This is a genomic window from uncultured Nostoc sp. (assembly GCF_964245575.1).
In the GTDB taxonomy this organism is placed as follows: Bacteria; Cyanobacteriota; Cyanobacteriia; order Cyanobacteriales; family Nostocaceae; genus Nostoc.
Map to the genome: position 1 here is coordinate 1 of NZ_CAXTNP010000096.1, position 11,998 is coordinate 11,998.

General features: G+C 40.1%; 7 protein-coding genes. 2 read left to right on the forward strand and 5 right to left on the reverse strand.

Features of this window, described 5'->3' with window-relative positions; translation table 11 throughout:
- Positions 1 to 20: 20 nt before the first annotated feature.
- The 5 genes from ACFFAP_RS16910 to ACFFAP_RS16930 all read right to left on the reverse strand — a co-directional run bounded on the left by ACFFAP_RS16910 (position 21) and on the right by ACFFAP_RS16930 (position 5,632).
- Positions 21 to 488, reverse strand: coding sequence for a DUF2141 domain-containing protein (locus ACFFAP_RS16910; RefSeq protein ID WP_375512294.1), 468 nt, complete (start codon positions 486 to 488; stop codon positions 21 to 23).
- Between the two features lie 79 nt (positions 489 to 567).
- Positions 568 to 1,551 (reverse strand): glycosyltransferase family 2 protein, encoded by a 984-nt coding sequence (locus ACFFAP_RS16915; protein WP_375512295.1) that lies wholly within the window; start codon positions 1,549 to 1,551, stop codon positions 568 to 570.
- A 386-nt stretch (positions 1,552 to 1,937) separates the two neighbouring features.
- On the reverse strand, positions 1,938 to 2,942 hold the full coding sequence (locus tag ACFFAP_RS16920; RefSeq protein WP_375512296.1) for an NAD-dependent epimerase/dehydratase family protein: 1,005 nt from the start codon (positions 2,940 to 2,942) through the stop codon (positions 1,938 to 1,940).
- A gap of 221 nt (positions 2,943 to 3,163) precedes the next feature.
- Positions 3,164 to 4,342 carry an ABC transporter permease DevC gene (gene devC / locus ACFFAP_RS16925; protein ID WP_375512297.1) on the reverse strand — a complete coding sequence of 393 codons (1,179 nt, stop codon included), beginning with the start codon at positions 4,340 to 4,342 and terminating at the stop codon, positions 3,164 to 3,166.
- An 81-nt stretch (positions 4,343 to 4,423) separates the two neighbouring features.
- Positions 4,424 to 5,632 (reverse strand): ABC exporter membrane fusion protein, encoded by a 1,209-nt coding sequence (locus ACFFAP_RS16930; protein WP_375512298.1) that lies wholly within the window; start codon positions 5,630 to 5,632, stop codon positions 4,424 to 4,426.
- Between the two features lie 1,585 nt (positions 5,633 to 7,217).
- Between ACFFAP_RS16930 and ACFFAP_RS16935 the strand changes: the two genes are divergently transcribed.
- Complete coding sequence (locus ACFFAP_RS16935) at positions 7,218 to 7,556, forward strand: hypothetical protein (RefSeq protein WP_375512299.1); 339 nt, start codon at positions 7,218 to 7,220, stop codon at positions 7,554 to 7,556.
- 273 nt (positions 7,557 to 7,829) lie between these two features.
- Positions 7,830 to 11,998: beta-ketoacyl synthase N-terminal-like domain-containing protein (locus tag ACFFAP_RS16940; RefSeq protein ID WP_375512300.1), on the forward strand; the 4,169-nt coding region annotated here is incomplete at its 3' end.

Here is an 11,998-nt window from a genome sequence, read left to right on the forward strand (position 1 = left end):
AGTCCCCACTCCCCACTCCTTTACGAATCCAGCGAATATTTCATGATGATGTTGACTGTTGTATTTTTGTTTACAACAAAACTGGCATCACGAAACTTTGGTGAACCTGTTTGTATGGACACAGTTGGATTTTTGGAAATCCCAAAACCTTCTTTGGGAATACCGAAAAAGTCTTTATTGAGTTTGCGATCGCCATTTTGATCGTCAACTACGGCGACAGCATAAGTTCCAGGCTTCAAACCGGAAAATTGTTTTTTTACAGAATTGCCAGTAATCTTAGCGCAGCCACTTTGAGAGCCACTAGAATTACTCATCGGGAATCCTTGTTCACTTGCGTAAACTCTGAAGCAAATCTCACCTTTTTGGTGATGTACTCCATTTACCACAACATTTAGTGTTGCAGTTGGCTCTGCATTCACTGTTTTAGCAAAGCTGATGCTCACTAAAGTAGCAAGCAAAACATGACAAACTTGAGATAGTTTCAACATAGTTTTGTGGTGAATAATTAGGTGATTCGTGGGTTTAAAAAAAACTGGCAAACACAGCTTTTTTTCTGAAGTGATTCGTTCAAAGTCGGACTGGCTGTTTTTTTATTAATGCTGCTTGCCAATCTTTCCAAAGTCTTTGCAGCACCTTTAGTAAATCTTTTAGCAAAAGATATTCTGTTCCTTTTAACTGCTGATGCAAACTTCTATGGCAATACAGCCGCTCAGACAAACTCAAGGGACTACGCCATATAGAGAGTACATACTCCCAAAGTATTCTCCAATGTGGCAATAAAATTTGTCCTTTTTTTGCGGAATCAAACCATACTGCATACGCATAAAAATCAGGCAGCATACTCAATGAGTGTTTTTTTCTGTTGTTAGTAAACAACAGATAATTAGGGAAATACATACTCATTGATTGTTGCGGATGGCTTCTGGCAAAAAATAGGTATTCAGGAATTTCATAAAACCTACCGATAATACCAAGTCTTAACAAGAGAATTCCATCTGCATTACCATAACCACCCATAGGCGGTATCATTTTCAAGGCACTGGCGCGAATTACACCGTAACATTGATAACATAAATGCTTGGTCAACAATTCGTGAAAACGCTTGTGTGGTTTGAGTGCATCTGCCTTGAGTTTGATATCATAGTTTTGGAGAAAACTTCCCTCTTCATCAATGAAATATGTCTGGGAGTGACACAAGATTATAGTTGGATCTTGGTCAAGCACCTCAATACACTTCTTGATAAAATCTGGAGCATGTAGATCATCATAGGCTGCCCACTTAAAGTACTCACCCGAAGACAATTTAAAAACGCGATCGAAGTTACGGGCACAACCGATATTATTGTCATTGCGGTAATAACAAATACGTTGGTCTTGCTTGACATAAGCTCTACAGATTTCTTCAGTTTTATCTGTAGATGCATTATCTGAAATAATTAGCTCAAAATCTTCAAAAGTCTGAGCCAAGAGTGAATCTATGGCCTCTTTGAGAAATTTTTCACCATTGTATACAGGTAACCCGATGCTCAATCGTGGCTGATTGGTATTCATATAAAACAAGTATTCTGAAAACCTGTGGATTATTGCTTAATTGCAGATAATTATTAGGTAGATGCAACGTCATAATTCAGAATCAATAAGTTAGAATTTAGTAGGTTGGGTTGAGCTTAAGCGTTACCCAACAAAGCCTTAATAATGTTGGGTTACCCTGCGGGATGTTGCTACGTTCCTCAACCTAACCTACTATTCTAATCCTTATATTATCCCTACTACAGCACGGCGGAAATAAACATACCCTTCGGGTTCACCAGTCGCCTGCAAAGGGAAACTCTCCCGCAGCGCTGGTTCACCATTTCAAATGGCGCAAGAAGCTCGGAATACAATTATGCATGACTTTTGACTTTTGACTTCCGCCTTGCAGTATCACGCCCAAAAGACTATTTCATCAAGCTTTGAATATCTGTTTTTTGCAGCCATTCATGTGTTCGCTGCATTCCTGATTCTAGGTCAATTGTTGGTTTATAATTTAACAGATTTTGGGCTTTAACAATAGAACAAGCATAGGGACGAGTCATAAAATCTATAGACTCTGGTAAGATATCAACTTTTTTCCGAAAAAGTTTTTGCCCTTGAACACGTAGCTTTAGAAACAACTTGATTTCATCTTTCGATAATGAAAGGGGTGCTTGTAAACCTTCCATTGCTGCTAAACGCATAAAATATTCTTTCCACGAAGTTTCTTGTCCGTCGGTGATATTGAATATTTCACCATAGGTTTCTTTTTCTATGACTAGAAAGATGCAATCAATCAGGTTATCTATATATACATGATTAATCACTCCTTTAGCATCGTTGGCACAGGCAAATAATTTTTGACGCATCATCAGAATTGGTCTGACTATCCAGGGGATACTTCCTGGGCCATAAATATCTCCAGCCCTAATAACAATGATGCCAAAATCTGAGGGATTATTCAGTTCTAAAACTGCTGTTTCAGCTTCTATTTTTGTTTGACAGTAGGGATTATTTTCGCCTGAGAGTGGCCCCGATTCTGTAATACCATCAGGATAGTTGAAACCGTAAACCATCACACTGGATAGATGCACAAATGTTTTGACACCAGCCTGTTTAGCGGCTTTAGCCATGTTGATAGTACCGCCAACATTGATATCACGAAAATGGCTAATTGAGCCAGCTTCTTCGGCAATTTGCTCTGTATGTAAAACGATATCTACTCCCTGACAAGCCTTTTGGGCAATAGTAGAATCAGTGATATTACCAATAATTATCTCAACACCTAAATGCTCTAATTGTTTGTTCTTTTCTGTAGAACTTTGTAGTCCACGAACCTTCATTCCTTGCGCTATTGCTAACTCGGCTGTACGCAAACCGACAAATTCATCAATTGCAGTAATTAGCAGAGTTTTGTTGTTGAGGTTCATATATTAGGGGTTATACCAATTTTAGATTTTGGATTCAAGCAAAAGCTTAGTAGCCCATCACACCAAGGTTGATGGATGAATAAGTTCGTCGTCAGGACTTTAGTCCTTGATTTGAGTGCTAAAGCGCTCACTACAAACCAAGTATTGTTGACTTGACAGATAGAAGACTGTAGCGAAAGTTTACCTACCTTTAAAAAGTTGCTCTGAGCAACTTGTCTTATTTAGAAAATATCTCCCGGATCTGCGGAGCGGAGTTTATTGATAGCAAGCGCTCCTGAAGTTATACACATGAGAACTGTTGAAGTTAAGACAATCAGTGCATTATTAGTGGTCATAAGTATTGGTAATTTAGTTGCTTCTGCTGCAAAGCTATATAACAAAACAGAAGTAATAAATCCGGGAATATAACCTAAAATTGACAAAATCAAAGCTTGCTGAAATACCACGTTCAACAAATATCTGTTGGCATAACCTATGGCTTTTAAAGTTGCATAAGCAACAAACTGGGTAGCAATATTGCTGTAAAGAATTTGATAAACAATAACTACACCAACAACAGCAGCCATTGTCAACATCAAGTTAAGTATAAAACCAATTGGTGTTCTAACAGCCCAATATTTTTTCTCAAAATCAATGAAACCTTGACGTGTAAAAACTTGGACATCATTAGGCAAACTTGCTTGCAAATTTTTTAGTACTGTTTCTGGATTAGTACCAGGTTTGAGGGAAATCAAACCGATATCTATCATATCTGCCGGACGAGAATTGGGATTTATCCTTAAGAAAGTTGAGTCACTGACAAGTAAATTTCCGTCTACCCCAAAGGAAGGCCCTAAGCTGAATAAGCCACCAATTCTAACTCTATAGCCAATTAATGAATTGAAGGGAAATATTTCAATTGTCTGTGCAGTATCTCCCCCATCAAAGTTTTTAGCTATTGGGCCAAACTCTGGGCGAGAACTCCGGTCAAAAAGCACGACATCAGGAATTTTCAGTTTATCTAAATTTTTCTCAACTTCTGGGAGATTGATCACAGGTCTACCTGGATCGAAACCAATAACGTATATTGAATATTTCTCACCAGTTGCCGGATTTTTCAGTTTGGCAAATTGCAAATACATGGGGCTAACTGACTCTACGCCATCAAACCCCAGAGATTGGTACAAACGAGTCCGCGAAAAACTTTGATTTGAGGTCAAAGATTTATATTGAGAACTAACTAAAAATAAATCTCCTTTGAGATTCTGATGTACTGCGGTCGCACTTGAATAGAGAGCATCTTGAAAACCAAGTTGCACAAACATTAGCAGCACAATAAAACCAATCCCGGCTACAGCTACTAGTAGACGAACTTTTTGCTGCGCTAGCTGTAGCCATGCTAAAGGAATTTTGAAAATCATGGATTTATTTGTTATTTGTCATTTGTCATTTGTCATTTGTCATTTGTCATTTGTGAATGACCAATGCCCCATGCCCAATGACTAAATATGAATGGCGACATCCACTTGTAAGTTGGTTAAACGAGCAACCTTTTCACTATCTGTGGGATTATCGATGGAGATTTTTACCTCAATTATTCTGCGGTCTGTATCTGAACCAGGGTTTAGGCTGAAGATGTTTTGCTTGTCAACTTGCCAACCAATCTCTTTTACAGTTCCTTTTATTGTTCCATTAAATGCAGTGCTGGTAATGGTGGCTTTTTGTCCTACACGCACTTTTTTAACATCGGTTTGATACACCTCTGCAATCACATACATTTGAGATGTCTTACCTATTTCAGCAAATCCTTTGCTGGCGCTGATGACTTCTCCGGTTTTGGCATGAATTTTTAAAATTTTGCCATTTATGGGAGATTTGATATAACTTAAATCCAAGTCGGCTTTTGCTTGTTGAACAGAAGTTGTTGCACTGTTGACTTCGGTTTGTGCTACCTGAACATCTACACTACGCACTTCACTAATACTAGTGAGTTGCGCTTGTGCTTGCTTGCGTTGTTCTTGGAATGTGTCTTGAGTCCGCTTGAGGGTGGCTTGAGCTTCTGCTAGCTGCTGTTGTGCAGTCTTGAGTTGCAAAGCTTTGGTATCTGCTATAGAAGCCGCGATCGCACCTTGTTTATATAATTGCTGATAGCGATCGTTCTCAGCTTGAGCATTGTCTACTTCAGCCTGGACTCGGGCGATTGTCGCCTGTTGTGTAGCAACGTCTCCTTTATATTGTGGCTCTAAACGGGCGATCGCTGCCTTTTGAGCATCGACATCTCCGGTTTTAGCTCCAGATTTAACCTGCGCTAGTTTAGCTTTGGCAACTTGCAGTTGGTCTAAAGCCTGTTGCAATGCGGTTCTAGAACGACCATAATTTTCTAGATATGCCAGTATTTGCCCTGCTTTAACCGTCTCGCCTTCTTTTACCAACAGTCTGTCTACTCGCACCCCGTTATTAGAAGCCGGAGCAGTCAAAGAAGTAACTTCGCCTTCTGGTTCCAAACGTCCCAAGGCTGTCACAGCAAGTTTCACAGGAGTGGCAGCTTTTGGAGGAAGCGCTTGCGGTGTCACAACTTTAGGTTTAGACCAAAACGGTACCAAACTATAAAAAGCTATTAATCCGGCCGCCAAGGTGAGAGAAGCTGCTAAAATTACTTGCGATCGCCCTACGGGTTTTGTGAATAATCGGCTTTCTTTATTTACTGCCATATTTTCATTCCAATTCTGTTCTCTAGGGGATAGCCTGGTTATATTTAGTCGATTAGATATAGACTCATCCGCAAATTACCAAGAGGGCTTTTCCTCTAGGGTTTCTACCTTAATCAAGTGGATGGGTCTAAATTGGTTTTATATGAATTGTTGTACGCTTTTGCCGCCCAAACTCACTATTGTGGCGTGGAAATTAATGGTGGTGTTATTTCAAAGCTTCCTAAGTTATATCCTAATTTGACATCTAATCCAGTAGCGTAAAATACAATAGCGCTAACCAGAAAACTTAACTCTCAAGAATAACGAAGCGCCAGTTAAAATGAACTCAAAGTTTGGATAAACTTTTTATTAATAATGCCATAGAAAGTGTATTTTGTCAACTGATTAGCTTTGCATAAGTCCTGATTCTCTCACTAAAATATTTCATCACAGTCAGATTAGAGACTGAATAAATTTGCTCATCACTAATCCCTCATCTGCTAATTGAATACCAAAAGATAGTTTGTTATTAAGCAGATTTGATATTACTAACAGATTATTATTAGCAAGGTTGTGTAGGATTAGACATTCTTATCAGCTTTGTTCATAGTAATTAAAAGCATGAAGCGATACCTTTAGTGGGTTATGCCAACGCATATCTAATAAGACATGAGTACACTGTGGCGGAAGTTTGTTTACCTTTAACAAGGGATTTGACTCCTTGTAATTACCAACATACTTGTAAATCTTCTGCTTCGGTGCTATTAGCCTTGAAATTTATTCCAAGGCTAATAGCTAAAGTCCTCTTGAGAGGACTAAATACAAAATTTGTAGCGATGTACATGACTATCCTTGATGAAAGCGAAAATTTCAGTTCACGCTTAGTGGACTTGAACTATGAGCCGCAGAACTTAAGTTCTGGGCGGGATGTCAGACTTTGACGTTTATCTGTGTAACTGCGCTTTATAACCACCCTTTTAAAGGATGCAATCATAATTATGTTTACCAAGCAACATACTAAAAATTAACATTTGCTTTATAAATAACCGCTTTACGTCTTAACTTGACTTATATTGAAAAATAACCCAAAACTTTGATTCAATTATGATGTTTCTCTGAGAAAACATACTTATGGTTATTGAATTTATCTATGTATTCATGGAATTGTTACTTACTAGACAACAGATTTGCATTGTTAACTTAAGCCAGCACAAATTTTTGGCTAACCCGTAGATAACAAAATATCTTACACATTTCTTTAGTCAGAAATTATACTTTGATGCTGAATTTTATTCAAAAGTCACATCAGCAATAGTGGAGGTTTATTTATAAAATAACTTTAAAGGAATGATTTAGTTTATGTAAAGTGTGTTATTGTTTTTATTAATTCAATGCTTAAAAGCAGTTAAGTAAACTAGTTATTTAATTAGAATTTTAAAATTAAAAATAACTAAACATAACTGCTTATCCATCACCTTCTGATCGTTTAATTACTTTTAAAATTGCATAAACTCGGATTAAAGGTGGTGTCTTTTCTGTAACGAACTTGTCAACTTTCCTGGGTCAAATCCCATAAAATATATTATCCTGGACGTTGAAACTGGCTATGACGTTGATCAAGATACAGAACGTTGTCATTAATAACAGCTATGTTGCTGTGGTTAGGCTAGATAATCAAGCGATTTCAGGCAAAAAAAGCGTTTCTGTTCCCTTAGCTGCTCCTCAGTTTTTATTGTTCCAGTGGGATACCATTGCTGAAAATCTCTACTATTACAAATGCATTGAATTCACTGGTCAAGCAGGTATTACACTCCAAGACTATTTTACCAGTTTTAACAACGTCATCGACCGTAGCGATTTTAGATTTTGGATTTTGGATTTTTTTGGTTTGTCCTCCACTTATGGTGGGTGGAACAAATCTAAAAGACGCTGGATTACTCGCTAACGCTAATGCAAATCTAAAATCCAAAATTGGTTGACCTATTGCCACAACATCAAGAGTCTAGCGTTGAATAAGATTTTTTCGCGATCGCAGTGTACCAAAGTCGCCTGGAAACATAAGGCTTTACCCCGGCAGTATGTATCGTGTGGTGTCGATTTCAAGACAAGCATTTAGCAAAGATAAGATAGCTAATTGCTTATAAAACGAGAGTTTTTCATTAATTAGTAGGCAACAGAATTACTGTAGCTACACAATCCACAGTACTAACTATGCCCTATGTCTGCTTATTCGATTGATACTGCCTTAGCGGAGTTAGAGAGCCTTATCAATAATTGTGAAAAGGCTGTAATGAGGTCTATAGAGGAAAAAAAAATGAAGTCAGATAAATCAGATAAATCAGTGTCCATTAACAGAATTAACAGACAATTACAACACAATCCTATAGCCATTGTTGGGATGGCTTCTCTATTGCCTCAAGCCAGAAATTTGCGGGAATACTGGCAAAATATAGTAAATAAAATTGACTGTATTACTGATGTTCCTGCCACTCACTGGAGCGTGGAAGATTATTACGATCCCAATCCCAGAACTACTGAAGATAAAACCTATTGTAAAAGAGGCGGGTTTCTTCCAGAGGTTGATTTTAACCCAATGGAATTCGGTATCCCACCTAGCATTTTGGAAGTCACAGATGTATCGCAACTATTAAGTTTAGTAGTTGCGAAAGAGGCAATGGAAGATGCAGGTTATGGCGAAAAACGTCAGTTTAACCGCGAGATGGTTGGGGTAATCTTAGGCGTGGCTATGGCCAAGCAATTAGGAATGCCACTTTCAGCTAGGTTGGAATATCCGATTTGGGAAAAAGCACTTAAAAGCAGTGGTTTATCTGACGAAGATACGCAAAAAATCGTTGATAAAATCAAAAGCGCTTATGTGAAGTGGGATGAGAATGCTTTCCCTGGAATGTTAGCTAACGTAGTTGCGGGTAGAATTGCCAACCGTTTAAATTTTGGCGGAATGAACTGCGTAGTTGATGCCGCTTGCGCTAGTTCCTTCGGTGCTTTAAAAATGGCAATTAGCGAACTAGTTGAGCATCGTTCTGACATGATGTTGACTGGTGGTGTTGATACCGACAACACCATCATGGCTTACATCTCGTTCAGCAAAACACCGGCTGTTTCTCCTAGTGAGAGTGTCAAACCTTTCGATGCTAAATCCGATGGGATGATGCTGGGTGAAGGTATCGGGATGATTGTCCTCAAACGGTTAGAAGATGCTGAACGGGACAACGATAAAATATATGCCGTAATTAAAGGTATTGGTACTTCCAGCGATGGGCGCTACAAGAGCATTTATGCTCCCCGCAAAGAAGGTCAAGTCAAAGCCTTAGAACGTGCTTATGAAGATGCCGGTTTCTCTCCTGCGACTGTTGGTTTGATGGAAGCACATGGCACTGGCACAATGGCTGGAGATCCGACAGAATTCGGATCTTTAAAAGACTTCTTTGATGAACATGATGAGAAAAAGCAGCACATCGCTTTGGGTAGTGTGAAATCACAAATCGGACACACAAAAGCGGCTGCGGGTGCGGCGAGTTTGATTAAAACTGCTTTGGCTTTACATCACAAAGTATTACCGCCGACAATTAACATCACTGAGCCAAACCCCAAACTCAACATTAAAACTTCATCCTTTTATTTGAATACCGAAACCAGACCTTGGATTCGTCCAGAAGGGGAAGCACCCAGACGCGCAGGTGTGAGTTCCTTTGGCTTTGGCGGAACTAACTATCACGTTGTTTTGGAAGAATATGAAGCCGACCAAAACCACGCTTACCGCTTACACGGTGCAGCTAGTGAAGTACTGTTGTTTGCTCCTACAGTAGATCAATTGTTGAGCAAATCGGAAGAGATTTTAGGTAAGTTGCGATCGCCTGAAGCAAAAACACATTATGCACAATTAGTCAATGAGTGTAAATCGCCACAAATTCCCCTCTCTGCTGCCAGATTTGGATTTGTAGCTGAGAATCTCGAAGAAGCTTGCAAGTTGCTGCAAACTAGCATTGACTGGCTGAAACACAAAGGAACAGCAGCATCTTGGGAGCATCCCCAAGGAATTTATTACCGCGCCTCTGGTATGGAGTTGGGCGGAAAAGTTGTCTCTCTATTTTCTGGTCAAGGTTCGCAATACTTAGAGATGGGCCGGGAACTGGTAATGAATTTCCCTTTGATGCGCCGTCTTCATGGTTATATGGATAGCCTGTTGCTCAAAGATAATTTGCAGCCGTTGTCAGAAATCGTTTTTCCTCATCCTGTGTTTGCGGAAACAGAAAAAAATGTCCAAATTGCTGCCTTACAACGCACAGAATACGCTCAACCAGCCATCGGGGTGTTGAGTGCAGGGATGTACAGCATTCTGCAACAAGCTGGATTCAAGTCAGATTTTGTGGCGGGACATAGTTTTGGTGAACTAACAGCGCTATGGGCTGCGGGGGTTTTGAGTACGGAAGATTACTTGTTCTTAGTGAAAGCTAGGGGTCAAGCAATGGCTGCACCCGAAGACCCGGATCATGATGCAGGAAGTATGCTGGCTGTTAAAGAAGACATCAGCAAAGTCGAAGCAGTAATCAGACATTTTCCGCAAGTTGCGATCGCTAATCAAAATTCTCCGACTCAATTTGTCTTGGCTGGCCCCACCGCAGAAATAGTGAGAGTTAGAGAGGCTTTACACGAGAAAGGATATACGGCTGTATTGTTACCTGTTTCAGCAGCTTTCCATACACCGCTAATCGCCTTTGCTCAGAAATCCTTTGCGATCGCTACTAAGTCTGTCAAATTCCAAAGTCCCAAAATCCCTGTTTACAGCAACGTTACCAGCAAACAGTATCCCAAAGAACCCCTAAATATTCAAAAAATCCTGGAAACGCACCTTTCTAATTCAGTGCTGTTTAAGCAGGAAATTGAAAATATCTATGCGGCGGGTGGTACTTGCTTTGTGGAATTTGGGCCGAGGAAAATTCTCACCAACTTAGTCAAAGATATCCTTGGCGATCGCCCTCATCTCACCGTATCTTTAAATCCCAGCACTCAAAAGAATAGCGATCGCTCTTTACGAGAAGCAGTTGTGCAGTTGCGTGTGATTGGTTTGGCTTTGAATAACCTCGATCCTTACCAACTTCCCCAAACTATCCCCCCAATTGAGACGAAGAAGACATTAAATGTCCGTTTAAACGGGATAAACTACAGATCCGAAAAAACGAAAAATGCCTTCGCTCTAGCTTTGCAGGATGGGCATAAAGTTACATTACCCACTCCCGAATATTCTGATGCGGCTCCTTTGTTTAGCAGTCCAGGTGTGACTCCAACTCTCGCTGCGATCGAGACTAACGGACATAAAAAACTTACCCCAGCAATCAGTAGTGTGACTTCTAATATCACCCAAACAGAGCAACAAATGAATCCTGTTACCCTGTCACAACCAGCCCAGGAATCTAAGATGCAACCAACACCAGAAAAACTTACAAATTACGAACAACTTTTAGCAAGTTTAGAATATCTTCTGACACAGTTTCAGGAAAATCAAGCCGAGAATTTACAAGTTCACGGTACTTATCTTAACCATCAAATGGAATACGCCAAAGCGTTTTTCCAACTGATGCAGCAGCAGAATTCTTTGTTGAGTGAAAGTAAATCAACAGCCGAAACTGCCAAAATGAAGCTAGTTGTGATGGAAAGCTTAGAGCGCAGCATGATGCAGTTTCATTCCCAACAAGGTGAAACCCTACGCATCCATGAGCAATATCTTCAAGAGCAGTTGGAATATACCAAAAACTTTTTCCAACTCATACAGCAAGAGTATTCTCAAATCATCTCAGGTGATGGGACTACTCAACTGGCAGAGAAACTCAGCAATGGGGTAAGCGATCATTTCATCCCATTCACCGCAGAAACAACTGTCACTGATGCACCCGTACCCCCTACTACCAAGATAGTAGAAAGCCAGCCATTGCCTGTAAATGAGCCAATAGCTAAAAATGGCTCAACAGTTATTCAAGCACCTCTCCCCCCTGCTCCTCAGGTGGTACCTGTAGTTGAAACTCCTGTATCCCCCACTGCTAAGAAGGATGAAAATTTCTCTTCTTTGCTCCCTAATCTTTTCTCAACAGAGACAGTAGAGCCTGTAGCGGCATCACCGATTCCGCCAGTTGTAGAACCCCAAGCCGAGGTTGTAGTCAAAATTAGCTCACCTCCAGTCAACGAAGTTGTTGCATTCACTCCAGAACCAGCACCCACAACTGCTGCACCTGTATCTGGCGCAACCATCGATATTGTTGACTTGGATAAAAACCTCTTAGCCATCACCAGCGACAAAACGGGCTACCCAGTAGAAATGCTGGAAATGGACATGGACATGGAGGCTGATTTAGGGATTGACTCCATCAAACG

What these genes read in the sequence shown, in the direction of transcription:
- ACFFAP_RS16915 (WP_375512295.1), bottom strand. Translation starts at nt 1,551, where the DNA reads ATGAATACCAATCAGCCACGATTGAGCATCGGGTTACCTGTATACAAT.
- ACFFAP_RS16930 (WP_375512298.1), bottom strand. Translation starts at nt 5,632, where the DNA reads ATGGCAGTAAATAAAGAAAGCCGATTATTCACAAAACCCGTAGGGCGA.
- ACFFAP_RS16935 (WP_375512299.1), top strand. Translation starts at nt 7,218, where the DNA reads ATGACGTTGATCAAGATACAGAACGTTGTCATTAATAACAGCTATGTT.
- devC (WP_375512297.1), bottom strand. Translation starts at nt 4,342, where the DNA reads ATGATTTTCAAAATTCCTTTAGCATGGCTACAGCTAGCGCAGCAAAAA.
- ACFFAP_RS16910 (WP_375512294.1), bottom strand. Translation starts at nt 488, where the DNA reads ATGTTGAAACTATCTCAAGTTTGTCATGTTTTGCTTGCTACTTTAGTG.
- ACFFAP_RS16920 (WP_375512296.1), bottom strand. Translation starts at nt 2,942, where the DNA reads ATGAACCTCAACAACAAAACTCTGCTAATTACTGCAATTGATGAATTT.